21 protein-coding genes and 3 pseudogenes are annotated in these 25,467 nt (G+C 71.3%); 14 read left to right on the forward strand and 10 right to left on the reverse strand.

Annotated features, from left to right (window positions below):
* Positions 1 to 126: 126 nt before the first annotated feature.
* Positions 127 to 1,254, forward strand: a complete 1,128-nt coding sequence (locus ACZ4W5_RS29350) for a pressure sensor protein (RefSeq protein WP_465657901.1) — start codon at positions 127 to 129, stop codon at positions 1,252 to 1,254.
* Between the two features lie 86 nt (positions 1,255 to 1,340).
* Positions 1,341 to 1,748 carry a potassium-transporting ATPase subunit C gene (locus ACZ4W5_RS29355; RefSeq protein ID WP_360239974.1) on the forward strand — a complete coding sequence of 136 codons (408 nt, stop codon included), beginning with the start codon at positions 1,341 to 1,343 and terminating at the stop codon, positions 1,746 to 1,748.
* Positions 1,749 to 1,802: 54 nt separating this feature from the next.
* Here the strand turns inward: ACZ4W5_RS29355 and ACZ4W5_RS29360 are convergent, their stop codons facing one another.
* Both ACZ4W5_RS29360 and ACZ4W5_RS29365 read right to left on the reverse strand, forming a co-directional pair.
* Positions 1,803 to 2,273: a hypothetical protein gene (locus ACZ4W5_RS29360; protein WP_465657902.1), complete on the reverse strand. Its 471-nt coding sequence runs from the start codon at positions 2,271 to 2,273 to the stop codon at positions 1,803 to 1,805.
* A 153-nt stretch (positions 2,274 to 2,426) separates the two neighbouring features.
* Entirely contained in the window at positions 2,427 to 3,794 is a 1,368-nt protein-coding gene (locus ACZ4W5_RS29365) for a hypothetical protein (protein ID WP_465657904.1), read from the reverse strand.
* 634 nt (positions 3,795 to 4,428) lie between these two features.
* On the opposite strand from ACZ4W5_RS29365, the gene ACZ4W5_RS29370 reads away from it, so the two are divergent.
* Positions 4,429 to 4,674: a hypothetical protein gene (locus tag ACZ4W5_RS29370; protein ID WP_465657905.1), complete on the forward strand. Its 246-nt coding sequence runs from the start codon at positions 4,429 to 4,431 to the stop codon at positions 4,672 to 4,674.
* Positions 4,653 to 5,219 carry a DUF6585 family protein gene (locus ACZ4W5_RS29375; protein WP_465657906.1) on the forward strand — a complete coding sequence of 189 codons (567 nt, stop codon included), beginning with the start codon at positions 4,653 to 4,655 and terminating at the stop codon, positions 5,217 to 5,219. The genes ACZ4W5_RS29370 and ACZ4W5_RS29375 overlap by 22 nt, the downstream gene beginning before the upstream one ends.
* Here the strand turns inward: ACZ4W5_RS29375 and ACZ4W5_RS29380 are convergent.
* The 4 genes from ACZ4W5_RS29380 to ACZ4W5_RS29395 form a co-directional block, all read right to left on the reverse strand.
* A complete protein-coding gene (locus tag ACZ4W5_RS29380; RefSeq protein ID WP_465657922.1) occupies positions 5,188 to 5,454 on the reverse strand; it encodes a nitric oxide synthase oxygenase in 267 nt (88 codons plus the stop codon). The genes ACZ4W5_RS29375 and ACZ4W5_RS29380 overlap by 32 nt on opposite strands.
* Before the next feature lie 45 nt (positions 5,455 to 5,499).
* Positions 5,500 to 5,721, reverse strand: coding sequence for a helix-turn-helix domain-containing protein (locus ACZ4W5_RS29385; RefSeq protein WP_360239962.1), 222 nt, complete (start codon positions 5,719 to 5,721; stop codon positions 5,500 to 5,502).
* The gene (locus ACZ4W5_RS29390; RefSeq protein ID WP_360239959.1) at positions 5,721 to 6,212 is read right to left on the reverse strand and encodes a DUF2975 domain-containing protein; all 492 of its coding nucleotides are present in this window, start codon (positions 6,210 to 6,212) and stop codon (positions 5,721 to 5,723) included. The genes ACZ4W5_RS29385 and ACZ4W5_RS29390 overlap by 1 nt, the downstream gene beginning before the upstream one ends.
* Positions 6,213 to 6,425: 213 nt before the next feature.
* Positions 6,426 to 7,655: a GTP-binding protein gene (locus ACZ4W5_RS29395; RefSeq protein WP_465657907.1), complete on the reverse strand. Its 1,230-nt coding sequence runs from the start codon at positions 7,653 to 7,655 to the stop codon at positions 6,426 to 6,428.
* A 153-nt stretch (positions 7,656 to 7,808) separates the two neighbouring features.
* Here ACZ4W5_RS29395 and rpmB point away from each other — a divergent pair.
* The 3 genes and pseudogenes from rpmB to ACZ4W5_RS29410 form a co-directional block, all read left to right on the forward strand.
* Positions 7,809 to 7,901: pseudogene (gene rpmB, locus ACZ4W5_RS29400) on the forward strand (50S ribosomal protein L28); the annotation flags it as partial.
* 12 nt (positions 7,902 to 7,913) lie between these two features.
* A pseudogene (gene rpsN / locus ACZ4W5_RS29405) lies at positions 7,914 to 8,114 on the forward strand (30S ribosomal protein S14); the annotation flags it as partial.
* 132 nt (positions 8,115 to 8,246) lie between these two features.
* Positions 8,247 to 9,434, forward strand: coding sequence for a CobW family GTP-binding protein (locus ACZ4W5_RS29410; RefSeq protein ID WP_465657908.1), 1,188 nt, complete (start codon positions 8,247 to 8,249; stop codon positions 9,432 to 9,434).
* Positions 9,435 to 9,600: 166 nt separating this feature from the next.
* On the opposite strand, the gene ACZ4W5_RS29415 is transcribed toward ACZ4W5_RS29410, so the two are convergent.
* Positions 9,601 to 10,803 (reverse strand): M20 family metallopeptidase, encoded by a 1,203-nt coding sequence (locus tag ACZ4W5_RS29415; RefSeq protein WP_465657909.1) that lies wholly within the window; start codon positions 10,801 to 10,803, stop codon positions 9,601 to 9,603.
* Positions 10,804 to 10,853: 50 nt separating this feature from the next.
* The gene (locus ACZ4W5_RS29420; RefSeq protein ID WP_465657911.1) at positions 10,854 to 12,416 is read right to left on the reverse strand and encodes an AbgT family transporter; all 1,563 of its coding nucleotides are present in this window, start codon (positions 12,414 to 12,416) and stop codon (positions 10,854 to 10,856) included.
* 116 nt (positions 12,417 to 12,532) lie between these two features.
* Here ACZ4W5_RS29420 and ACZ4W5_RS29425 point away from each other — a divergent pair, with 116 nt between their 5' ends.
* The 7 genes from ACZ4W5_RS29425 to ACZ4W5_RS29455 all read left to right on the forward strand — a co-directional run bounded on the left by ACZ4W5_RS29425 (position 12,533) and on the right by ACZ4W5_RS29455 (position 23,040).
* Positions 12,533 to 13,561 (forward strand): Lrp/AsnC ligand binding domain-containing protein, encoded by a 1,029-nt coding sequence (locus ACZ4W5_RS29425; protein ID WP_465657912.1) that lies wholly within the window; start codon positions 12,533 to 12,535, stop codon positions 13,559 to 13,561.
* Positions 13,562 to 13,823: 262 nt separating this feature from the next.
* Entirely contained in the window at positions 13,824 to 15,764 is a 1,941-nt protein-coding gene (locus tag ACZ4W5_RS29430; RefSeq protein WP_465657913.1) for a LodA/GoxA family CTQ-dependent oxidase, read from the forward strand.
* On the forward strand, positions 15,764 to 16,930 hold the full coding sequence (locus tag ACZ4W5_RS29435; RefSeq protein ID WP_465657915.1) for an NAD(P)/FAD-dependent oxidoreductase: 1,167 nt from the start codon (positions 15,764 to 15,766) through the stop codon (positions 16,928 to 16,930). Before ACZ4W5_RS29430 ends, ACZ4W5_RS29435 begins: the two co-directional genes overlap by 1 nt.
* A complete protein-coding gene (locus ACZ4W5_RS29440; protein WP_465657916.1) occupies positions 16,927 to 17,646 on the forward strand; it encodes a hypothetical protein in 720 nt (239 codons plus the stop codon). Before ACZ4W5_RS29435 ends, ACZ4W5_RS29440 begins: the two co-directional genes overlap by 4 nt.
* Positions 17,647 to 17,972: 326 nt before the next feature.
* Positions 17,973 to 18,965: a phosphotransferase family protein gene (locus ACZ4W5_RS29445; protein WP_465657917.1), complete on the forward strand. Its 993-nt coding sequence runs from the start codon at positions 17,973 to 17,975 to the stop codon at positions 18,963 to 18,965.
* A 364-nt stretch (positions 18,966 to 19,329) separates the two neighbouring features.
* Positions 19,330 to 22,143 (forward strand): ricin-type beta-trefoil lectin domain protein, encoded by a 2,814-nt coding sequence (locus tag ACZ4W5_RS29450; RefSeq protein WP_465657919.1) that lies wholly within the window; start codon positions 19,330 to 19,332, stop codon positions 22,141 to 22,143.
* A 75-nt stretch (positions 22,144 to 22,218) separates the two neighbouring features.
* Positions 22,219 to 23,040: an alpha/beta hydrolase gene (locus ACZ4W5_RS29455; protein WP_465657920.1), complete on the forward strand. Its 822-nt coding sequence runs from the start codon at positions 22,219 to 22,221 to the stop codon at positions 23,038 to 23,040.
* A 107-nt stretch (positions 23,041 to 23,147) separates the two neighbouring features.
* Here the strand turns inward: ACZ4W5_RS29455 and ACZ4W5_RS29460 are convergent, their stop codons facing one another.
* Together ACZ4W5_RS29460 and ACZ4W5_RS29465 are read right to left on the reverse strand one after the other, a co-directional pair.
* On the reverse strand, positions 23,148 to 24,944 hold the full coding sequence (locus tag ACZ4W5_RS29460; RefSeq protein ID WP_402483944.1) for an NAD(P)/FAD-dependent oxidoreductase: 1,797 nt from the start codon (positions 24,942 to 24,944) through the stop codon (positions 23,148 to 23,150).
* Positions 24,945 to 25,070: 126 nt separating this feature from the next.
* Positions 25,071 to 25,467: pseudogene (locus ACZ4W5_RS29465) on the reverse strand (2-oxoacid:ferredoxin oxidoreductase subunit beta); the annotation flags it as partial.

A 25,467-nucleotide genomic window follows, 5' to 3' on the forward strand; every position in this document is an offset into this window, starting at 1 on the left:
TGCGGCTCTGTGGGTACGGGGACGACCATGGAGATGGAGGTGGCCCACTCCCCCGTGGTGCCCACCCCTGGTGGAGTCCGTCGAGCCGTACCGGGTTTCGTCGGGCGGCTGGGAAGGACGGCGGTGGTGCCTCGCGGCCGGTTGCGGGTCTACCTCGGGGCCGCTCCCGGGGTCGGCAAGACGTACGACATGCTCGCCGAGGGGCAGCGCCGTGCCTCGCGAGGGACGGACGTGGTCGTCGCCTTCATGGAGGACTACGGCCGCCTGCTGACCCGCCGGATGGCCGAGGGCCTGGAGACCGTGGCCCGCCGGACCATGACCTACCGGGGCTGCACCTTCACCGAGATGGACCTGGACGCCGTGCTGGCCCGCCGCCCCCAGGTGGCCCTGGTCGACGAGCTGGCGCACACCAACGTCCCGGGATGCCGGCACGAGAAGCGCTGGCAGGACGTCGAGGAGCTGCTGGAGGCCGGGATCGACGTCATCTCCACGGTCAACATCCAACACCTGGAGTCGCTGAACGACGTCGTAGCGCAGATCACCGGCGTCCGGCAGCGCGAGACCGTTCCGGACGACGTGGTGCGCCGTGCCGACCAGATCGAGCTGGTCGACATGTCCGCCGAGGCCCTGCGCAGGCGGATGGTCCACGGCAACGTCTACCCGCCGGAGAGGATCGACGCGGCGCTGACGGGCTTCTTCCGGGCCGGCAACCTGACCGCGCTGCGGGAGATCGCCCTGCTGTGGGCGGCCGACCGGGTCGAGGAGGCGCTGCTGCGCTACCGCCACGACCACGGCATCCAGCAGCCGTGGGGAACCCGCGAGCGGGTCCTGGTCGCGCTGTCCGGCGGCCCCGAGGGCGACACGCTGATCAGGCGGGCCAAGCGCACGGCCTCCCGCGGCGCCGGCGGCGAGTTCCTGGCCGTCCACGTCGCCCGCGACGACGGGCTGGCCGGCGCGTCCCCGCAACTGCTGGCCCACCAGCGCGCCCTGGTGGAGAGCCTCGGCGGCAGCTGGCAGGCGGTGAACGGAGACGACCCGGCACAGGCGGTGCTGGCCTTCGCCCGGCAGGTCAACGCCACCCAGATCGTCATCGGCGCCACCCGCCGTAGCCGCCTCAAGAACCTCTTCCGCCACGGCACCGGCGAGGCGATCATCGAGGGCTCCGGCGACGACATCGACGTCTACGTCGTCACCCACTCCGAAGCCGCGCATGGCCGGTTCCTGCCCAGCCGCCGGTCTCGCAGAAAGCGTTGACCACGACCTTTCCGGCCGAGACGGGCCACCGGCAGGAAACGTTTCGGACAACCGTTGGTCTCCCCGACGACCCCAAGGAGGAGCCGGTGCCGGACCCGAAGTGGTTCCAGCCCCGGCCCTCCGCCAACAACTACGCCGGCGACAGCTCCGGCGCCAGCAACCTCGGCCCGAACAGCGACGACCTGCTCAAGGCGGTCGACGACCGCCGCAAGGCCGTCGCCGAGTTCGACGGCGTCGACCCGGCGAGCGTCCCGGCGGATGCGCTGACCGCCTCCGGCTCCGGCCTCGACCCGCACATCTCGGTGGCCTACGCCAAGGAGCAGGTCGACCGGGTCGCCAAGGAACGCAACCTGTCGGCCGACACGCTGAACCGGCTCATCGACAAGTACACCCGGGCCTGGTGGGCAGTCCGCACAAGGTCGTCGCCCCGCTCCGGTCTCCGTGCGGTTCGTGCGCCCGCCAGTCCAGGTAGCCGACGACACCGGTCGCCGTGAACGCCACCACCAGTCCCCCGGCGAGCAGCGCCGCCTGGTACCTCCGCATGCCCGTCACCCCTTCCCGTTGACGGTGCTGTTCGCCACGGCACCCACCGCACCGCCCTGGGCGGCCTGATGCCCGGCATGGGTGGCGAGCTGATTGATCTGGTCCATGCTCAGGCCGCTCCCGACTGCCGCGTCCCGAACGGCCTGGGCCGTGCTGATGCCGCTCGCGTTGCGGCCCTCGTCCGCCTTCTGGCCCGCCTCGTCCTGCGCCGCCGCGAGGGTGTCCTGGTGCGTGCTGTCCACGATGCTCTGCAGTATCTGGCCGAAGACGAAGTCCCCGGCCGCGCCCGTGCCCGGGACCACCGCGGTGGCCTGGTAGACCACGGTGTCGAACGCACCCCGGGCCCACGATGCCCCGTTGACCACCGCGTCGTTGTAGGCCTTGTCCGAGGCGGCGTGGTCCTTGAACACCGCGTCCGCACGCGCCTCGTTGAGGATCCCGGCGATCGCGCCACCCGAACTCTCCGCGTTGTCCACCGGGATGGCGAGCTTCGTGGTGTCGGTCTCCCCGCCGGCGAACGCCGTGTGGATGAGCGCGGTGGGTACTGATCCGCCCCCGCTCGCGCGCCGTCCGGCGGGGCGCGGCTGGCTCGACGGCCTGCGCGACGTGGGCCGCAGCGGCGCTCCTGCTCATGCGAACTCGCGCAGGCGGGGCCGTACTCCCACCGCGGTCAGGGCGAGCGCCGCCGCCAGGGCCGCTGTACCCAGCCCGGCCGTGGCGGCGTCGAGGTCGTCGTCGGTGACGGCCACGGCTCCGTCGAAGGCGCGCTGGTTGATCGCCTGGTTGTCGTCGATGGCGGCGCTGAGCGCGTCGAAGTCGGCGTTGGACTGGCCCGCGGTGGTGCCGGTGTCGAACGTGACGGCCTCCTTGAGCTTGCCCTGGGCGTTGAGCTCGCGGATCTTCCGGTCGTCGCGCTGGTACTGCTGGAACGCGTTCAACACCCGTTCCGCGGCCTCCTGTTCACCGTCGAAGGTGATGTTGCGCAGTTCGTCGCCGAGGTATCCGCCGAAGCCCACCTGGCCGTGGTCGGCCCGGTGCCGGTCGGCCAGCGCGGCGAGCTTGTCGTTGTACGAGGCGAGGGTGGCACCGTCGACCCGGGCGAAGGACTGCGTCTTGTCGAGGAAGCTCTGCTCGTACGCGGCCGCCCGGGCGGGGTCGGTCAGGTACCGGCTCTCGTCCGCGTTGAGGTCGTACGCCACCGCGCGCGCCCGGCTGAGCGCGATCACCGAGTCGAAGGAGTTGCTCTTGGCTACCACCAGCTGGTGGTCCGCCCGGGAGGCCAGCGTCAGCGCGGTGACCAGCCCGGCGAGGGCGAGCAGGGTCGCGATGGCCAGCGGCACGTTCACCAGCCGCCGGAAGCGCACCGCGAGCAGTCGCTGCAGCACTCCGAGGGCGGCCAGGGCCACCAGGCCGGCGATCAGGATCTCCCACCAACCGCCGGCCAGGGCGGCGCGCTGGTCGGTGTAGTTGCGCTCCACGACGGCCGCGTTGGCCTTGGTCACCTCGTTGACAGCCGGCAGCAGGCGCTGGCGCAGCAGGTCGGTGGCCTGCCGGTAGGCCGCCAGGGCGTCCGCCGAGGGGCGGCCGGCCTGGGCGTGGGCCTGGTCCTCCAGCAGCTGGGCGCGGGCCACCAGGGCCTCGTACTGGCCGAGTTCACCGATGACGGTCTGCACGGCCCGCTGCCCGGCCGTGTCACCGGCCACCGCCTCGGTGACGCGCTGCAGGTCACTGTCGGCCTGGGCGCGGCGCTGCTCGTAGGTGTCCAGGGTCTGCTGGCGCAGCTTCGTGTAGTCCGGGTCGGCGCCGAACAGCAGCAGGTTGGCCGCCTGGGCGTCCATGTCGTTGAGCGCGAAGTAGAGGTCGGCCGAGCGGACCACCTGCGGGGCGGCCTGGTGGCCGATCACGTCCGTGCCGTCCCGGGCTCCGCCCAGGACGGTGCCGGTCGCCGTGCCGGCGGCCAGCAGGGCCACCAGGCACAGCCCGGTGAGGCCGCGCACCAGGCGCGGGGTGTTCCACCACGCCCGACTGCGCCAGGAACGGCCGAACCAGTGATGGGAGGCGCGCGGCCCGGGAGGTGGTACGGCTGTCTCCTGTCTCGCCGTCTCCGGCGCGACCGTTCCACCCTCGACCGCCGTACCACCCGACGTACCCGTTGGCATCGCCGCGCGCCCCCTCCCCCTGTCTTTCACTGGCCGCCGAACCTTCCCCGGAGGAACCCGCCGAGGGTCGGGGTTCGGCAAACGGTCCGCCGTCAGGCCCCACGCCCGGGCGGCGAACCGTTTCCTCGCAGCTCACGCTAGGTGTCATCGAACACCCGTCCGCCCGCCTTGACGGGTCCTTGATGTCCTCGACGGTCATCTTGACGAGGCATTGTCGCCGTGGGTCAGGGCCTCGGCCCCGCGGCCGCCGTCCGCACAGCCGGACGCCGGGCCGACCCGCGCTCACCTCCGCGCCAAGAAGGCGTCAGAACCGCGCCGGACGCCGCCAAGCCCGCGTCAACGACCGCCGTCGACTACCTGCCCCGTGGCCGACTTGGACCGCGTCCACCTCGAAGAGGCGCGCACTCGACCGCGGTGCACTGCCTGGTTCGTCCCGCAACAGGTACTTGCCCGACCCAAGCCGGAGGTTCAGATGGGCCACATCACCGGGCCTGAGGACGGCCCGCTGTCGAAGCAGGTCCCGGAGACGGCCGCGCGGCACCATCTGGGCGGCCGTCGTGCGAGCTACGTTCCGGCGCCGCTCCCACCGGTTTTCCAGCGGTCGGAGATCGTCGTCGTGTCCGTCATCCTTGCCGTCATGGTCTCCGCCGGCGTCGCGCTGGCCCCCATGTCCCGCCCCTGGCTGCCTTCTGCACGGTGCCGATCCCGCTCCTCCTGATCTACCGGTTCCTACGCGAGAGTCGCGTCAGGAGATCCAGGACGGACGTCGGTCTCCACCTCTACGAGCACGGCCTGGTCGTCGTCCGGCACGGCGAACTGCGCGTGCTGCGCTGGGACGCGATGACGGTGTACCAGAACATCGGCCGGTACCACACTTTCGGCCGGAGCAATCGTCTCAAGCACGCCTACACGCTGCACGACCATGGAGGCCGATGGCTCACCATCCGCGAAGGGTTCCCCCACCCCGAGGAATGGGGCCGACGCATCCAGCAGGCCGTGGCCGACGCGCAACTGCCGGGCACGATCGCCGCCGTCCGGTCAGGAGAAACCCTCACGTTCGGCCGTTTCCGGGTGGACCTGACCGGCGTGGAAGCGGGTCGCGGACGGGTCCCCTGGTCGCAGGTGGCAGGCGTCGGCGCGAGCAGGCAGGGACTCGTCCGCATCGAGGTCGCCGGGAAGGGAGCGGGGCTGTCCGGCGACCCGGTTCGGATGTTCCCGAACCTCCAGCTCTTCACGTCCTTGGTCGAACAACTCCGGCGATAGCCCGCAAACGGGACCATCCTCGGCGGCGCCGGCGGGCCAAGGCGCAGGATGGGGCGAGCGGATAGCGGAGCCCGCCCAGTTCCAGCACCTGGTCGGAGATGGTGGGAAAGGCGTGCCAGCGCAGGCCCAGCCGTTCGAACCACAGGTGGTCGGGGTGACTGATCCGAACCTCGGGGACCGCATCCGGCGGCAGCTCGAACCACCGCGGTTCACGTCCCGGCCACTGGACAACCAGGGTACCGTCGAGCGGGGTCGGCGATGACCTGTCGGCAGCCGCGGTTCATGCGCCCGCGGTGTCCTCGGCCTCCCAGCGCAGCAGGTCGCCGGGTTGGCAGTCCAGCACCTCGCACAGCGCGGCGAGCGTCGTGAAGCGCACCGCCTTGGCGCGGCCGTTCTTGAGCACCGCGAGGTTGGCGGGAGTGATCCCCACCCGGTCGGCGAGTTCGCCCACCGACATCTTCCGCCGGGCCAGCATCACGTCGATGTCGACGGCGATCGGCATCAGATCACCTCGTCCAGCTCGGCCTGCATCCGGTTCGCCTCGCCGTCGCGGGCGACGGCCTGGGCGAGCAGGGTGCGCAGCACCAGCACGATGAGCGCGACGCCCAGGATGGCCAGGCCGATCCCGGCCATGATGCCGGTGACGCCCGGGTCGTCGCGCTGGCCGGGCGCGTTCACGGCGGTGACCGCGAACCAGGCGAGCGCGGCCGCGACGACGGCGCCGATGATGCCGTCCACGTAGCGGAAGGCGGCGTGGGAGAACACGGTTCCGCGTCGCACCATCGTCACCAGCCGCCAGACGCAGCCCATGGCGACCTGGACGGTGCCGATGCCCAGGATCGTGATCACGCGCAGCGCGGTCAGCGGGAGCGTGCCGCCCTCCTGGTCCTTCCCGCTGACCAGCGCCCACACCATCAAGCCCTGTACGAGCACGCTGCCGGTGAGCACCACCGCGAGCACGGCGCGCAGCGCGCGCACTGTCAGCTTCCCCAAGACTCATCCTTCCATCGAGTTGCGATGGGAATCTATCGAATCTCGATAGGGTGGGCAAGCCTCTCTCCACCGCACCGCCCGCACCGCGGGTCCAGATGAATGAGGCCGATTGCTGGGCCGGCCGCGACCATGACGAAGGGTGCCCGCTGGTTAGTCTGTGAGGACGAACCTGGACACCCTTGCTCGGCCTCCCCTCGGCGAGGCGCGGCGATGTCAGTGTGGCGGCGGATCGGCGCCGAGGGTGGTGGCGAAGGGGTCGTCGGACAGCCCCCAGTGTTCCGCGCCGAGGGAGAGTTCGGCGTCGGTGAGCAGGCACTCGTTCAATTGCCGGTGCAGTTCTGGGACGTCGAGGTCGATGCCGGTGAACGTCAACTCGCAGCGGCGCTCGCCGTAGTAGGGGTCCCAGAGCAGCGAGGCGAGGGTGCGGCGCTGTGACGAGGCGGCGTGCCATGCCTTGCCGTCGTGCTCGGGGAGCCAGGAGCCGGTGTTCTGGATGGCGAGGTGCTCGCCGGCGAAGTCCCATCGGTGGATGGAGTGGGGCCGGTTGGCCAGCCACAGGTGGCCGCGGCCGCGGACGATTCCGGCGCAGATCTGCCCGAGCGCGTCGTGCAGACGCTGCGCGTGGAGCGGCCGGCGGGAGGACCAGAGCGTGGTGGTGACGCCGAATTCCGCTGCGCGCGGCTGCCTGGGGAACGGTAGGGGCCCGTGCCGTTCCCGCACTTCGTCGGCGTCGAAGTGGTTCCCACCCACCAGTGTCGAAGGATTGGGCATCCAGAAGCCGCCGGTCAGCCGATCGTGGCAGATGTGGGTCAGCTCGTGGCCGTCGCAGAGATGGAGCGCCAGCGCGACGGCGCGCGCGGAGGCGGCGGGGCCGGGGTCGTTCGTGTTCGAGGTCACCACCACGTCGGCGCCTTCCAGATGCCGGGCGGTGGTCTCGGCGACGGTTCGCCGGTCGTCGGGGCCGACGGCCAGCCCGTGGTCCAGGAGCCGGTCGCCACAGCCGAGATCGTCCTCCAGGCGGGAGAGGTTCACGGCGATGGCGACCGTGTCGATCCGCAGGTGGTCGGCGAGCGACTGCCCGCAGACGTGGCCGTGCGCGACATCGAGGGCGACCAGGTCGGCCGCCATGCCCGGCGGGAGGGCCAACAGCAGGTGCCGGTAGTGGCCGGCGCGTGCCAGGCGAAGCAGGACGGCGAGCACGCCCGGCGGCAGCAGGTGAGGAAAGCAGGGACGCGACGGTGTCAGTACGTCGCCGTCCACCGGTCCGGAGCGGTCGGACAGCTGCCAGCAGACTGTCCGGCCGTCCGAACTGACCCGCACGGCGAGCACCGCCACGCCCGGGAGCTCGATGCGGGCCAGGTCGGCGACGCAGTCGCGTACGCCGGCGGCGGGGCCGCCGAGCACGGTGACGGGCAGCGGCTGCGGTTTGCCCTGCGGGGTCATCTCACCTCTCCTGTGTGCACCGGCCAACCACCATAGCTTAATGGTTTTCGTTTTCATTTAGGGTAGTGTCAGGTCGACCAGCACGGTGCCGCGGGCATTCCCGTGCCGCGGTCCCCGTCGGTAGCCGCTCCTCTCCCGTTACTCGGAGTCGCCATGTCCGCTCACTGCCAACTCACCGGCCGCAGGCCCGGCTTCGGCAATGCCATCTCGCGCTCGCACCGCCGCACCCGGCGCCGCTTCGACCCCGCGAGCCCCGCGACTTCGCCCGAGGACCGCCTGGCCGCGCAGGCCGAGCTGCAGCGCCAGCCGCGCGACGCCAGCGCCACCCGGGTCCGCAACCGCGACGCCGTCGACGGCCGGCCGCGCGGCTACCTGCGCGCCTTCGGCCTCTCCCGGATCGGCGTACGCCAGCAGGCGCACGCCGGGTTCCTGCCAGGTGTCCGCAAGGCCAGCTGGTAGCAACCCGCACAAGCCGGTCGCGTCCCGCGTCGTACCAGTCCTCCCGGTCCACACGACCCGGGACGCGACCTCCGCCCCACGTTCGTCCCGCCCGGACCACTCCGGCGCGAAGCCCCCAGGAGGAAGAAACCGGTGTCCCGATCCAAGCTGCTGCCCGTCGTGGTGGTCGGAGGACTCCACGAGGCCGCGCGCCGCCAGGCCGTCCTGGAACTGCTCGACGGCTGCCAGGACGCAGTGGTCCTGCACCACGACCTGACCGAGGCCGGGGACGGTCGCGTGCGCCGACGGGTCCGGGACACCTCCGGGCCGCTCGGCGAGGCCCAGCTTCCGCTCACCAACAACTGTCCGTGCTGCGCGCTGCGCGAGGACCTGCTGCCCGAACTGCTGAGGATCGCCGATGCCGGACGTCACCGGCTCGCCGTGGTGGAGCTGTGGGGCGGCAGCGAGCCGCACCCGCTGGTCGAGGTCATCGCGGGCGGCGAGGTCGGCGACCGCTGCATGCACGATGCGGTGGAGATCGTCGGCGTGGTCACCGCCGTGGACCCGCTCAGGGTCGTCCCGGAACTCTCTGTCTCGGACGAACTCTCCGAGCACCACCTGCACACCTGCGCCGACGACGACCGCACGGTCGCCGAGGCGCTCGCCCACCAGATCGAGTACGCCGACGTGCTGGCCGTCTCCCACGCCGCCCGGGCCGCCGGGACGCCCGAGTTGCACGCCGGCATCGCGATGCTGCGCCAGCTCCACCCGACCGCCCGCGCCGTACGGCTGGGCACCGGCGCACTCGTCCGCGCGGCGCTCGCGGGCTTCGACGTGGCCGCCGCGCGTGACCGGGTCAACCCGGCGCTGGCCCTGCTGCCGCAGGAGGCCGACGAAGCCGGGGTGGCCACGCTGGTGTGGGAGCGGCGCCGGCCGCTGCATCCGGCCCGGTTGCACGAGGCGCTGGAGCAGCTCGTCCCGGCCGCGCAGCGCAGCCGGGGCCGGTTCTGGCTCGCCAACCGCCCCGACCTGATGCTCGGCTGGGACGCGGCCGGGGCCAACCTCGCCGTGGAGGAGTGCGGGCCGTGGCTGGTCTCGCTGCCGGACGCGGTGTGGGAGCTCTACCCGCCCGCGCGCCGGGCCGCCGCCGCCCTGGACTGGGACTACGTCCACGGCGACCGGATCCAGCAAGTGAGCTTCACCGCCGAGGGGTTGGACGTGGACGGAATCACCGAACTGCTCGACTCCTGCCTGCTCACCGACGCCGAACTCGCGGCCGGAGAGCCCGGTTGGAAAGCCATGCCGGACGCCTTCGAGGACCTGCTCGACCCCGTCGCCTGAACCTTCCGACCCGCACTGAGCCCGCGAGCTGGCGCTGCTCCCGTACGGCACCGCCACCGGCCCACCCACCGTCCTCATCGGCCGAGGAGTTGAAGCAGCGCCGGCCAGGATCACACCTGCTCGAACTCCTCGGCATCGACGAAACCCGACCCCGCTGGCTGGAGACCTAGAACCCCACGTGCGAAGTCACCGACTGACCGTGCAGGGGTTCGGCCAGTCGTCCGAGCAGGCCCGCGACCAGGGCGGTCTGCGCGGGGACGGTGTCGGGGTAGATGAACTCGCCCTGGGCGTGGGCGCCGTCGCCGACCGCGCCCATGCCGCACAGCACCGGCAGGCCGAGGGCGGCGACGAAGTTGGCGTCGCTGGCGCCGCCGACGGCGGCGGCGGGCAGTCCGTCGCGGCCCTGCTCGCGGGCGACTTCGCGGGCGAGGCCGAGGAGCGGGGCGGAGGCGGCGTTGAGGGTCATCGGGGGCCGGTTCCAGGCGTGGTCGATGTCGATCCGGACGCGCGGGTCACTGACCTTGATGGCCTCCAGCTCCGTGTCCACGCGCTCCCGTTCGGCCTCGCTGCTGACCCGGATGTCGACGCTCGCGGTGGCCTGCCCGGCGACGACGTTGGCGGCGGAACCGCCGGTGATGAGCCCGGGGTTGATCGTGGTGCCCAACTCGGGGGCGGCGACGGCTGCGGCGGCGACCACGAACTCGGACAGCGCGGTGATGGCGCTGGCCCCGTCCTCGGGGGCGAGCCCGGCGTGCGCCTCGACGCCGCTGGCGGTGACGCGGAAGGTGCCGTTGCCCTTGCGGGCGGTCTTGACCGCGCCGCCGTGCGCACTCGGTTCCAGTACCAGTGTCGCGTCGGCGTGGTGCGCGATCTCCTCGATCACCGGGCGCGAGGACCGGGAGCCGACCTCCTCGTCGCCGTTGAAGACGAAGGTGACCGTGGGCACCGGGAGGCCGTACTCCCGGGCGAGCTTGAGGGCCCAGATGCCCTGGGCCAGGCCGGTCTTCATGTCGAAGATGCCCGGTCCGCTGAGCCTCTCCCGGCCGTCCGACTCGGACGGCGCCCAGCCGGCGAGGGTGCCGGTGGGCCACACGGTGTCGTAGTGGCCGACCAGTGCGACGTGCCCGGGGCCGGTGCCGGGGTAGGTCAGGGTGAGGGTGTCACCACGCTCGCCACCGCGGTGGCGGTGCTCCTCGCCGGGCTGCCCGAGCCGGTGGACGGCCAGATCGTGCAGGAGGTCCCGACCTGCCGCCAGGCCTGCCAGGTCGTAGCTGCTGGTCTCCTGGCCGACGAGGGTCATGATGTCGGTGACGATCTCCGAGGAGACCTCATGGGCGCGGTCGGTGAGGGTGACTGTGGCGGGGTTCATGATCGACTTTCTCGTGCGGACGGATCGGGTCGAAACGGTGGACGGGCGGCTCAGCCGATGCCGAAGGGGATGCCGAGCAGGTACCAGGCGAGGAAGAAGGCGACCCAGGCGACCCAGGCGACGGCGGCCACCGGGAGGGTGAAGGAGGCGAGGGTGCCGATGCCGGCGTCCTTGCGGTACTGCCGCAGGTAGGCGACGGCCATCATGAAGAACGGGCTCATCGGCGTGATGCACTTGGTGACCGAGTCGGCGACCCGGTACATGGCCTGGGTGGCCTCCGGGTGGACGCCGACCAGCATCAGCATCGGCACCAGGACCGGAGCGACCAGCGCCCACAGGGCGGAGCCGCTGGTGACCAGCAGGTTCATCACCGCGATCAGCACGGCCACACCGAGCAGCACGAGCCAGCCGCTGAGATGCAGGTCGCGCAGGGTCTCGGCGCCCTTGACGGCGAGGATGTCGCCCAGCTTCGTCCACTTGAAGTAGGCGAGGAACTGGGACATCGCGAAGAACAGGACGATGGTCGGTGCCATCGACTTGGTACCGTCGGCCATCGCGGCCATCACGTCGGGGGCGCCGCGGAAGGTGCCGGCGAGTCGGCCGTAGATCCAGCCGATCACGGCGAAGAACACCCCGAGGACCACCGCCATGCCGCTGAACACCGGCGAGTTGAGGATGCCGCCGTGGTCGCCGCGCAGCGGCGAGTGCGTCGGGATCATCGCCGCGACCAGGAGCGCGGCGAGGCCCAACGCGACCACTCCGGCCCCGCGCAGCGCGCTGCGCTGCCGCGCGGTCGCCTCGATCTGCTGCGCCTCCGCCTTCTCGGCGATCGGCGCGGCGGCCACCGGCTCGTCGGGCTCCAGGTCCGAGCGCCGCACGAGGACCGTCTCGACGACGACCGTGATCACGAACGCCATGAGGACCGACGACGCGAGCCCGAACCAGTAGTTCGACACCGGGGTCACCACCGCGTGCGGGTCGATGACGTGGGTGGCGGCCGTGGACATCGACGACAGCAGCACATCGGTCGTGGTGAGGACCGGGGAGGCGTTGAAGCCCGCGGAGACCGACACGTACGCGACGACGCAGCCGAGGACCGGACTGCGGCCGGCGGCCCGGTAGAGCGCCGCGCCGAGCGGGATCAGGGTCACGTACGCGGCGTCGCCGGCGACGTGGCTGACCATCGCGGTCAGCGCCAGCGCGAAGGTCAGGTAACGGCCCGAGGCCCGCGCGACCAGGCGCCGTAGAAGTGTCTCGAACAGACCGCTCTTCTCGGCGACGACGATGCCGAACATCACGATGAGGACCGTCGACAGCGGCGGGAAGCTCGCGAAGTTCTCGACGGCGTGTCCGACGACGAGGTTGAACCCGTCCGTGCTGAGCAGGCTCTGCACCTCGATGGTCTTCTGCGTCCCCGGGAGCACGGCGCTGACGTGCTCGGCGGCCAGTACGGCGCTGAGTACGGCGACGAGGGCCGCGAGGCCCCAGAACAGCCAGAACGGGTCGGGCAGCCGGTTGCCGGCCTTCTCGATCGCCGCCATCGCGCGGTTCATGGCGCGCATGGATCTCGAGCCGGGCTCGGTCTCCCGCGACTCGGTCGTGGTGGCACTCATGGCTACCCTTTCGGCACTACTGAGGGATGTTTTCGCACACAATGGCATCCAAGTGAGAGATTTTCTAGATCTTCCATGTCACGATGGGATCAACTGGCAGTCTAAGGTACGGAAACATGACTGGGCCTCTCCTCGACGAGCTCGACCGGCGCCTGATCGGGGCGCTGCACGTAGCCCCCCGGGCCACCTGGGACGACATCGGCGCGATCCTGTCCGCCGACGCGGGCACCCTCAAACGCCGCTACGACCGGCTGCACAAGGCCCGCACGGTGCGCGTGGTCGGGCAGGCGGACTGGGGCCTGCACTCCACCGCGATGCCGGTCCACGTCTTCCTGGACACCACCGGCGAGACCCCGCTGGCGGTCCTGGAGCGGCTGCGTGACCTTCCCCACGTCCAGCGGCTGGCGCAGATCTCCGGCGACTACCCGCTCTACGCCGTGATCCACGCCCCGTCCGAGGCGGCCACCAGCGAGGCGATCGACCGGCTCTTCTCGATCCCCGGTGTCCGCCGCGTCAACGCCCTGCCCGCGCTCAGCACCCTGCGCCGGGGCGCCAGCTGGGACCCACAGTTCCTCACCGACGCCGAGCGCGCCGGCCTGCTGGAACTCGCCGGGGTCGGCCCGGAGGGCACCGCGACGGCCAACCCGCCCGCCAAGCCCCTCAGTGATGCCGAGCGCAGCGTCGTCACGCAACTGATCCAGGACGGCCGGGCCTCCGCCGCGAGCATCGCCCGCGCCGCCGCCCTGCCCACCTCCACCGCACACCGGGTGGTGCGCCGGGTCCTGGACGAGCGCTGGGTCAAACCGCGCCTGGAGATCGTGTCGGAACGGCTCGGCTTCCGGACCCCGTTCATGCTCCGCCTGCGGGTCGCCCCCGGCGGGACCCCCGAGGTCATGCGGCGCCTCGACCAGCTGCCCCAGACCCGCCTCGCCGTCCACGTCGCCAGCGACCTGTCCGTCCTGTGCACCGGCCTGGTCACCGACCGCTCCGCCCTGGCGGCCTTCATCGACGAGGAGCTCGCCGAGATCCCGGGCATCCTCGCGGTCAGCGTCTACGTGATGCTCGCCGAACCGCGCCGCTACTGGCTGGACCGGGACCTCGCCTCCGGCGCCCTCGGCGCCTTCCACGCGCCCACGCTGCTCTGAACGGGCCTTCGGGGCGGCGGGTCGTCCGGGGATTCCGGTATTGCTGTCGGCCTGTTCCCGCTGACCGTCGCCCCGCCCGCCCGGAGCCTCCGCGAGGGCAACCCGCCTAGCGACCGGTTTCCGGACGGCACCGGATTCCCGCCTCACCCTCCCGAGTGGCCATGCGTGTCCCTCCAATCGGAGCAGAGCCTCCCCCCATAGTGTTCTGCAAACGAACTGTCAGCTCGTAGCCGCATCCCCGGAATTGGAGGCACCGAGCCAGATGACCGACGAGATCGTCCGTGCTGCGATTCACCCCGCCATCGGAATCGCCAGAGTCGGAAACTCACTCGATGAGTACTACATCGCACCCGAGGTACCCGACCCCGCGCCGCAGGACCCGGGCTTCTACAAGGACTCCGCCGGCGCGATCAAACGCGAGGCGGCGCGCTTTCGGGTCTACGGGTACAACGCCCTGGGCGAGGTGGTGACCGAGCTGACGGCGGACAACGCCGACATCCGCTGGAGCGCGCACCTGGCGAACAAGAAGGCCGCCTGGTACCAGTTCCAGCTCGCTCTCGACATTCCCGACGCGGCGAGCGCCAAAGCGTCCGAGCTGCGCAACAAGGAGATCACCGGCGACCTCCGAAAAGACCTGATCATCGACCCGGGCCCGATCAGCATCAGCGGGAGAAACCTCTCAGGCCCCGACTTCCACTTCCGCGAGGGCAAGTTCATGGGGAAGGAGGTCTATCTCGGGGAACTGCGCACCGACGAGGACGGGCACCTGCTGGTGCTCGGCGGCTTCGGCCAGTCAGCCTCCTACAACGGCAAGCCGATCACCACCTACGCCAACAACGACGGCTGGCACGACGACATCGGCGACGGCCCGGTCACGGCGACCGTCACCGTCGGCGGCCGCGTTCTGCCGGTCGACCCCGCCTGGGTCCTGGTCGCCCCGCCCAACTACGCCCCCGCGCTGAAGGGCATCCGCACCCTCTACGACCTGCTGTACGACGTGTTCGTCTCCGCCGGATCGCTGCCGTTCCCGGACAGGGTCTCCTTCACCCGCCACATCGCGCCGGTGCTCCAGCGCTTCACCGATCATCAGTGGGTCAACCACGGCTTCGCCGGGTACTACGGGCACGACGGTCTCGGCCAGTTCACCACCCCGCAGATGCTGGCCCGGCTCAGCAGCAACGCCCCCACCCGGCGCGCGCTGCGCCGGCAGGTGTTCAACGCGCTGCGCGACTTCGGGCGCGACGACGCCTCGCCCGTCCCCTGGCCCTGGCTGTACGGGGATGCGATGGCCATCCCGCCGCGCTCGCCGCTGCACCACATGGCGTTCTCCCCGACCCAGTACCGGATGTTCCAGTACTGGGCCGACGGTGACTTCGAGGACGACTGGGGCACCCTCGGGGCCACTCCGCCGCCCCGGACACTTGCCGAGGTGCGCCTCGCCGAGCAGCCGGCCGCGCTCGACCGAGCCGCACTGGACTTCTGCCTCGCCGACGCCTTCCACCCCGGCTGCGAGGTCACCTGGCCGATCCGGCACCCCTCGATGTACACGGCGGCGTTCCGGATCCGCCACCGCCCGGCCGACCAGCCCGAGCCCTCGTACGGCACGGTCCTCACTCCCGAGACCGCGCTGTCGGTGAACGGACCGCTGTACACCCAGGCGCCGGGTGACCTCTCCCGGTGGATGGCCGTCCCGTGGCAGAGCGACACCGCCAGCTGCCGTTCCGGCTACGAGCTGTCCCTCGGTCCGCGCCACGACCCGTACCTGCCGACGTTCTGGCCGGCCCGGGTCCCCAACCACGTCCTCACCGAGGACGACTACCAGGTGGTCGTGGACGAGACCCGGCCGCTGGCCGAACGCACCGAGGCGTTCGAGCGGCGGGCCGTGTGGCTGCGTGGGCTGCGCGGGCAGAACACCGAGCAGCTCAACCAGATGATCGACGACTGGTACCGGCTCGGCATCGTCGAAGTGCGCGAGGGCGCCAAGGACTTCCCCGACCGGATCCAGGTGGAGTCCAAGCCCTCCATCGACCTCGAAGGCGTTCCGCTCACCCAGAACCTGGTGACGCTGCACGTGCCCCAGGCCGCAGACCCGGCCCTCGCGTCGGTGGCGGTCAACCAGGCGATCTCGGTCAGCGGTTACACCGCCGAAGAGGTGACGGCCGGCTTCATCGACAAGGTCGCGCCCTTCCGCGACAACGCCTGATGACCGGTCGGCGCACCGCCGTGGGCGACCACTACGACGTGGTGGTCGCCGGCGGCGGCCCGGCGGGCGCCGCCGCCGCCCTGACCCTGGCGCTCGCGGGCCGGACCGTCCTGCTCACGGACGCCGGGAACGGCCCGCCCAAGCTCGGCGAGGCCCTGCCCTCGGTGGCCAAGGTCCTGCTCGGCGACCTGGGCGCCGGTCAACGGCCCGTCCTGGCCGGCCACCTGACCTGCTACGCCAACCTCTCCGCCTGGGGATCGACCGCCCTGCGTCGCACGGACTTCATCAACGACCCGAACGGTCCCGGCTGGCACCTGGACCGGGCTCGATTCGACCGGTGCCTGCGCGAAGCGGCCGGCTCGGCCGGCGCCGAAGTGGCGGAGCGCACCACAGCGCGCCCGAGGTCCCGTTCCGCAGAAGGAAGTTGGGCAGTCGCACTGCGCGGACCAAGCGAGCAGCGGATGGTCCGGTGCACCTGGCTGGTGGACGCCAGCGGCCGCCGTCGGGCGGTAGCCTCCGTCGGCCGGGCCGCCGCTCACCGCATGGACGGCCTGGTCGCCACCTGCCTGGACCTGGCACCCGACCCCACGGGACGAGCGGGCGAGACCTGCTCGCTGGTCGAATCCGCCCAGGACGGCTGGTGGTACACCGCGCTGCTGCCCACCGGCCGCCGCCTGGTGGCCTACTTCACCGACGCCGACCTCGCCCCGCCCGCACCGCGCACCCGCTCGGACTTCGCCCGGCTGCTGCGGCAGACCCGGCACGTCGCGGTCCGGGCCGGCGCCCACCCGCTGCCCACCGACGCGACTCCTCGGCGGGCCCCCGCCCACTCCTCGCACCTCGACACTCCCACCGGCGACGGCTGGATCGCCGTCGGTGACGCCGCCGCCGCCTTCGACCCGATCTCCTCCCAGGGCATCCTCACCGCCCTGCACACCGGTTTGACCGGAGCCTCGGCCCTGGCCGCCCACCTCGACGGCGACGACCGGGCGCTGGAGTCCTACCGCGCCCAGGTCGCCGCGATCCTCACCGCCTACCGGCGCAACCACCACGCGGTGTACAGCCTGGAAGGCCGCTGGAGCGACCGGGTCTTCTGGCAGCGCCGGCACACGTCCCTACCGCATCCCTCCGCACCACAGCACAGCGTCCAGAAGGAGCTCGCATGACCACCCGTCACGACCACGATCACGAGGACCCTTCGGTCCACTCCTTCATCCTGTCCGGCCGGGACACGGTCTTCGGCTACCACCTGGCCATGTTCGGCATGGCCGAGCACCGCTACCAGGTCGTGGTCGAGTACGACCTGCCCACCGACATCGTCGACATCTACCTCAAGGACCAGGCGGACCGCCCGGCCAGCTGGCACGCGGTGCGCAACACCGAGGACATGGTGCTGCCCCCGATCGGCGACGGCTCGGTCACCGAGTACCCGGCCCGGCTCGACCGGGTCACCCAGACCGGCAACGGCGAGGACCGGGTCTGGGAGCCCATCTCGGGCGGCTTCACCGCGCGGGTCAAGCGGGTGCTGAACTTCCGCCGGTTCAGCGAGGAGCCCTTCCCCGCGCACCTCACCTACCTGCTCTACGGCCGGGGCAAGGAGGCTCACATCGCCCACCGCCTGGTCCAGCGCCCCCACTTCGAGCAGATCTTCACCCTCCGGCAGGTGCCCGACGGCGTCAAGGCCGACGATCTGGCGAACGCCGTCGAGATCACCATCCCCTCGGTGCCCGACAACGGGCACGACGGCCAGCCGTGGACCACCAGGCCGCTGCCCGACGGCAGCTACCCGGCCATGCTCCACCGCGGCAAGGCGGCCCCCACGCCGATCACACTCGACCTCGGTGACGAACGCTGGTGGAACATCACCACGCTCAACGCCTGACGAGGCAGGGCCGTGCACATCGATCCGCTGTCCCGGTTCCTCGACGTGCTCGCCCACTCCTGACCGGCTGACTCCGCAGTGGAACCGCCGGCCGCCGGATCGGGCACCACCACCCGATCCGGCCGACCGGGGCCAGCGCCTCCCCAACGCCGACGTGGACTTCCGGGCTCCGGAGACCGTCCGTGCAAGTCGTGCGTCGAGGGCAGGCGTTATCGCCTCGGTGCGGTTGGGCGGCAGCTTGGACGTGCGTCGTTCGTTCGTCGGCAGTCGGAGGTGCGGGAGATATCCCGTGGCACGCGCGGCGCCGCCTCCAGTAGGTTCCGCGGATGCGGCAATTCGCGGAGATCGAAGACCTGTCGGGGCTTGTGCGTGACGCGCTCGGATCGGGATGCCGCGTCGTCGCGGTGGACCGGTTGCGCGGGGGGAGCAAGAAAGGGGTGTACCGGGTCCGCCTTGACGGAACCCGCACGGCGAGTGTGATCGTCTACAGCTGGGCCGATGCCGAGAACTTCTGGCCAGGCGCGCGAGAGGCCGATCCGGCTGACCCGTTCGCGCCCGCCTCCGGACTGGTCCCGTTCCTTACCGCGCAGCGGAGCTTGGACAGCCTCGGGGCACGGGTTCCGCAAGTACTCCTGGCGGATGACAGCCGGCGCCACTATCCGGCGGACGTCGCCGTGGTCGAGGACGTCTCCGGCGGCACGCTCGAAGCACTCTTCGAAACCGATCCGACGCGCGCTGCGGCAACCCTGGGCGACCTCGCCGAGCTGCTTGAGGTGATGCACCGACACCAGGACGAGCGCTACGGCAGGGTGGACCTGCTGGAGCGGGGCGGATCCGTGTCCGAGGTCTCGTGCGAGCGACGGGTCCTCGACCGTGCCCTGCGGGACCTTGAGGAGGCGGCGGGGCGCGACGGTCGCATCGCGGCGGCCGACGCCGCACTGCGCGACCGTCTGCAGGAGCTGGCCGATCAGGTGAGTCCTCGCACCGCATACGGGCTGATCCACGGAGAACTCGGACCCGACCACGTCCTGGTTGATGCCGACGGGCGCCCCGTCCTGATCGACATCGAGGGGCTGATGTACTTCGACGTCGAGTGGGAGCACGTGTTCCTCCGGATCCGCTTCGGAGAGCGGTACGTCGCACTGGCCCGGCCCGGTCTCGATCCGCGGCGGCTCGACCTCTACATGCTCGCGATGCGCCTGTCGCTGGTGGCCGGTCCGCTGCGTCTCCTCGATGGGGACTTCCCCGACCGGGCGTTCATGCAGGAGATCGCCGAGTACAACGCGAAGGAGGCGCTGGCGCTCCTGCCGTCGGTGTAGCCCGGCCAAACACATCGGATGAATCTGCGAAGCCCGACCATACGAGCCTCGGTCGAACCGCCGCAAGAAGTCCTCCGACGACTGTCGGCCACATCGGATCGCGCACCCTCCGACGAGTCATCAATTGCGCGGCTCAGACCGGATATCACGCGCCGCCCGTGATGTGGAGCGGAAACCTGACGTCACGGTTGGGAATGACCCGGGGCTCCCTCTTGTCAGTCAGATGTCAGGCTCGTATGGTCCTCGTGACCCACAGGACATCCGATGACTGACCGGCAGCCACCGCGAGAACGGGACGACGGGACTCCGGTCTGTGCACGACCACTGATGGCTCCCCCACCCACCCCCACCGAAGGGCCGCACCATGCGAAGTGCACCGGTGGTCAGGGCGATAGTCGCCCTGACCCTTGGTACCACCGCCGCCGCCTGGTCACCCACCACGGCGACCGCCTCCTCCTCGACCACGACCACCGCCTGGTCCAACGGCGCGTTCTCCGTCGACACCGCGAACCTCGTCCGCGAGGCGAACATCGTCCTGGGCAGCCCGAACACCGCGGCGACCCAGTCGATGCCGCTGGGCAACGGCACCCTCGGCACCGCGGTCTGGGCCGCCAACGGCTTCACCGCCCAGCTCAACCGCGCCGACACCCTGCCCGGCCGCAAGTCCCCCGGCCGGCTGCAGATCCCCGGCCTGTCGCGGATCACCAACGCCGCCGACTTCACCGCCACCGTCGACCCGTACGACGGCGTGCTGCGCGAGTCCGGCAACGGGATGAGCGCGACGATCTACGTCCGCGCCGACAAGGACGAGCTGGTCGTGGACGTGACCGGCGCCGACCCGAACACCGCCCAGTCCGCCACCGTCAACCTGTGGTCCGGGCGCACCCCGGCCGCGGCGGCCTCCGGCGGCGTCGCGACGCTCGCCGAGACCTGGGTCGACAGCAACGCCACCACCGGCTCCGGCCGGACCTTCGGCTCGCTGGCCGCGCTCACCGCCGGCGGGCGCAACGTCACCGCCACGGTCGCCGACGCACAGACCGTGCAGGTGAACCTCACCCCCAACGCCGACGGCAGCTTCCGGATCCTGGTCGGCAGCCCGAGCTGGACCGGCGGCAACGCCGCCGCCACCGCCGCCTCGCTGCTGGGTTCGGACGCGACCGCGAGCTCCGACGCCCTGCAGGCACCACACCTGGCCTGGTGGCACGACTACTGGGGCAGGCTCGGCCTGGTGAAGCTCTCCTCGGCGGACGGCGCCGCCGCCTACCTGGAGAAGCTGCGCACCCTGTACTACTTCTACACCGCCGAGGAGTCCCGCGGGCCGCTGCCCGGCTCCCAGGCCGGAGTCGCCGACCTCTTCAACTTCTCCCAGGACACCCAGAACTGGTACCCGGCCGGCTACTGGTTCTGGAACATCCGCGGACAGGTGGCCGCCAACCTCGGCGCCGGCGCCTTCGAGCTCAACACCGGCCTCTACAACCTCTACACCTCCAACCTGGCCGACATCCAGGCCTGGACCAGGACCCACATGGGCAACCGGCCCGGGATCTGCGTGCCGGAGACCATGCGCTTCAACGGCAACGGCTTCCAGAACGACGGCGACCCGTTCGGCGACGCCTCCTGCGACCAGGCGCTGACCACCTGGAACGGTGCCACGGTCTCCACCGGCGCCGAAATCGGACTCTGGGTCTGGCAGCAGTACCTGACCACCGGTGACAAGGCCTTCCTGGCGGCGAACTACCCGCTCCTGCAGCAGTCCGCCCAGTTCCTGCTGGCCTTCACCACGGTCGGCGCCGACGGCAAGCGGCACGCGGTGGCCAACGTCCACGAGAACCAGTGGAACGTGCAGGACCCGGTCAACATGATCGACGCGATGAAGGGCCTCTTCCCCGCCACGATCTCCGCCGCCGAGATCCTGAACACCGACGCCTCGCTGATCTCCCAACTGCGCGCCGCGATCCCGCAGATCCCCGACTACCCGCGCACCGACGCCGCGACCCACCGGCAGAGCCTCACCGCCGCCGCCGACGCCTCCGGCACCGACGTGCTCGGCCAGTCCTCGCAGCCCACCGCGCCGGTCCACAACACCGAGAACGACGACCTCGAAGCCGTCTGGCCCTACGGCCTGATCGGCGACAACTCGCCGGTGCTGTCCCTGGCGCAGCGCACCTACAACAGCCGGGTCAACGTCCAGCAGAACGACTGGAGCTTCGACGCCGTCCACGCCGCCCGCCTCGGCCTCGGCACGCGGGTCGCCGCCGACCTGACCGCCCTGACCCAGAAGTACCAGACCTATCCCACCGGCCTGGCCAACCTGTGGGGCCAGTCCGGCGGCACCGAGCCCTACATCGAGCAGGCCGCCAACGTCGCGCTCGCGATCAACGAGTCGCTGGTCCAGGACTACGACGGCCTGCTGCGGATCGCCCCGGCCCTGCCCCGGGGCTGGGACGCCGACGGCACCCAGTACATCCACGGCGGCAGCACCGTCTCCGTCCAGGTCCACGGCGGCGTCATCGGCACCGTCGGCATCCACGCCGGCTCCACCGGCACCATCAACATCCGCAACCCCTGGCCCGGCCAGAGCGTGTCGGTCGTCGACGGCACCGACCGGTCGACCGTCATCGTCCGCCCCACCAGGGCCGGACAGTTCACCATCCCGACCACGGCCGGCAAGTCCTACCTGGTCCAGCAGGTGTCGGCCCCGGTCTCCGGCATGACGTTCAGCCGGCTCTCCGGCACACCGGCGACAGCGGCCAGCCACCTGGGCACCGTCCAGATCGGCCTGGACAGGACCACCGGCACCGGCCACATCACCGGCATCAACGGCCTGTGCGTCGACGACTCCGGAGCCGGCACCGCCGACGGCAACCCGATCGTCGTCTGGGCCTGCAGCGGCACCGCCGCCAACCAGCAGTGGACCGTCGGCACCGACGGCACCCTGCGCACCCTCGGCAAATGCATGACCGCCCCCGGCACCAACCCCGGCAACAACACCCCCATCCAGCTGTACGGCTGCGTGAGCGGCGCCGGAAACCAGGTCTGGCAGCCCCAGGCCGACGGCACCCTCAAGAACCCGCAGAGCAACAAGTGCCTGGACGACTCGGGCGCCGGCCCCGCCGGCACCGGGCTGATCCTGTGGGACTGCTCCGCCGCCGCCAACCAGATCTGGCGCCTGCCCTGACCCCGACCTGACGCAGCGACGCCCGGGGTGCCGACCAATGACGGTGGTCGGCACCCCGGGCACGCGTGGTCGTCGATGCCGCACTCATCCGCCCTCGACGACCCGGCACCAAGCCAGGCCGTCCTCGCCAAGAGGTCCGTGGTCGGAGTCCCGGTGCGCATCTACCGGCCCGAGGGCGGGGGCACCGTGCCGGCGATCCTGTTCTTCCACGGCGGCGGGTTCATCGTCGGGGATCTGGACACCCACGACGGGGTGTGCCGCCGACTGTGCCACGACCTGGGCGCGGTCGTGGTCAGCGTGGGCTACCGGCTCGCCCCGGAGTTCCCGTTCCCGGCCGGGTACGACGACTGCATCGCGGTGTCCACGTACGTGTCCGACCACATCGGCGAGTTCGGCGGCGGCAAGCTCGCGGTGGCCGGCGACAGCGCGGGGGCGAACCTGGCCGCCGGGGTGGCACTGGCCTTCCGCGACGAGGGACGCCCGCTGGCCGCGCAGCTGCTCGCCTACCCGGCCACCGACCTGCGGCCCGGGGACCGGTATCCGTCCAGGGTGGAGAACGCGACCGGGTTCCTGCTGACCACCGCCGAGGTGGAGAACGACATGCGGCCCTACTTCACCGCCGACCCGTCCGCCGCCGAGCGCGCCCCGGCCTCGCCGCTGCTGGCCGACAACCTTGCCGGCCTGGCCCCGGCGATCATCGGCTGCGGGGAGTGCGACCCGCTGCGCGACGAGGGCCTGGCGTACGCCGACGCCCTGGCCGCCGCCGGGGTGCCGGTGCACAAGCACATGTACCCCGGCCTGATCCACGGCTTCATCAGCTTCGATACCAAGTCCCAGGCGGTGAACAAGGCAGCGACCGAGATGTACGCCGAACTGGGGAGCTACCTCAACGCGTAGCAGCGGCAGGATTCGACGAGCGCGAGTCCCACCGCAGGTACTGCCTGCAACCGTGGACGGGGCCGGTCTCCGGCACGGCCGACAGCCCCGTCACCTGGAGTACGGCCCTACCGGCGGCGGCGGAGGCTTCGGACGAGCTTGCGGAGCTTGCGGGCGTTGGTGTCGGCGATGTCGAACAGCGTCCCCAGGCCGGCCAGGGCGAGCACCAGGCTGCCGGAGACGGCCATCACCGGCGGGCGGTACTCGGTGCCGGTGACGGAGGTGAAGCCGGGCTCCTTGACCGCCTTGAGGGTGAGGTCCGCCTTCGGCATCCGGTCGATGAACGGCAGGCGCCAGATGCCCGGCAGAGCGGCGTAGGCGCGCATGGCGGCCTTGGTGGCGGGGAGGTCGACGCCGTTCTCCAGGCGCCACTTGGCGCGCCGCTCCAGCCCGCGGTGCCACGCCTCGACCAGGTCGGCGACCCGCTGCGGGTCGAGGTGGTGCCAGGGCGCGGACTGCGAGAGGTACATGCGCCGGCTCAGTCCGGTCCGCAGCCGCACGTGCTCCGGGGTCTCGTCGGCGGTGCGCCCCTCGGTCTCGATCAGCCAGCGGGTGGCCCGGAAGCGGCCCAGCATCGCGGCGCCGAAGACGGTCAGGTCGAGCAGGTGGTCGAGGATGAAGAACCGGCTGTCCGCGATCGCCTCGCTGTACTTGGACCGCACCATGGACCGCATGATCCGCCAGTCGGCGGTGACCGCGCGGTTGACGTGGTTGAGGTAGTCGATGTCCAACCCGCCGTCGCGGATGTCCTGTTCGGCGATGTTGGCGATGTGCCAGGACGTGGTCATGGAGAGCGACAGGCCCTGGCTGTAGTACGCGTCGATGATCGACGAGGCGTCGCCGACCATGGCGTACCGCTGCGGGGAGACGAAGGTGTCGGTGCAGTGCTGGACGTCCTTGTAGGCGCTGAACTCCAGCAGGTTCTTCTCGTCCAGCCAGTCCAGGACGGGGTACCGGCGCAGGATCTTCCAGAACACCTCGCGGGCGTTGCCCTCCTCCGGCGGCCGGTTGCGGTCGTACGTCACGCCGACGCTGACCCGGTCGCCGTTCAGGCGGATGATCCAGATCCAGTAGCCCGCGCCCCACAGGTGGAGGGTGTTGCGGTCGCGGCGGGCGGTGTCGCCGTCCGGGAAGTGGTACGTCCAGCGCTCGTCGAACAGGTCGTCGGTGCAGTGGGAGAACTGGCCCCAGGCCGCGGTGGTCTCGAAGCCGGAGTCCAGCGGCAGGTCGTGGCCGAAGCGCCGCGCCAGCAGCCGGGTGCGGCCGGAGCAGTCGACGATCCAGCGGGCGTCGATCCGGCCCTTCTCCTTGCGGTTGCGGGACTGCCAGGTGACGAGGTGGTCGCCGCCTTCCGGGGAGAGGTCCACCTCGCGGACGAGACCGCGGTCCAGGAAGGTGATGCCCTCCATCTTCCGTGCCTTCTCCCGCAGTTCGGCCTCGATCTCGGGGCGGACGATCTGCGAGTCCTCGAACATCACGCGCGGGAACAGCGGGTTGACGGCCTTGTCGATCCAGTGCTGCGGCAGCCCGCTCTCGAAGCCCCACTCGGAGACGGACTCGTCGAACTCGGTCCGCCCCTCCATCCCGTGGGCCATCCAGAAGCCCGCCTTGTGGAAGGACTTCTGGAACGACTCGTCCAACTCGCCCAGCACGCGCAGGAAGGAGTTGGAGTAGATCAGCAGCGACTCACCGACCTTGTAGCTGGCCAGCTGCTTCTCGGTCGGCTGGTCGATGCAGACCACCGACAGCCCGCGCTTCGCGTACGCGATCGCGTTGATCAGGCCCACCATGCCCGAACCGATCACGCACACGTCGGCACGGACGGATTCCCAGGGGGCGGCGGCCTCGGGGGCGTTCACGGACATGATGACTCCTCTGCGAGAAGGTCGCCGGGTCGGGCGACCGGGGTCCGAAGGGCGTGGCGGGGGTCCGAAGGGCGCGGCGGATCCTGAACCAGGGCCGGGGGCCCGGGCCGAGGCCGAGGCGCAGGGTCAGGCCACGGTCCAGGTGTCGGTGCCGGCGAGCAGCGCGGCGAGGTCGCCGGGGCCCTTCTCGGCGGCGGCCCGGGCCAGTTGGTCGGCCATGAGGGTGTCGTACACCGGCCGCCGGACGTCCCGGAGCACCCCGATCGGGGTGTGGTGCAGGGTGTCGGCGTCCGCGAGGCGGGTCAGCGCGAAGGCGGTGAGCGGGCTGGCGGTGTGCGCGTCGTGGACCAGCGCGCTGCCCTCGCCGCGCGGCGCGGTGCGCAGTTCGCCGTCCGCGTCCCGCACCACGTGGTGGTCCGCGCCGGCCAGGATCGGCTGCCCGTGCTCCAGCCGGATCAGCGCCTCGTCCCGGGTGCCGGGCTCCTTGAGGACCTCGAAGGCGCCGTCGTTGAAGATGTTGCAG

The organism is Kitasatospora sp. NPDC029367, from assembly GCF_055569135.1.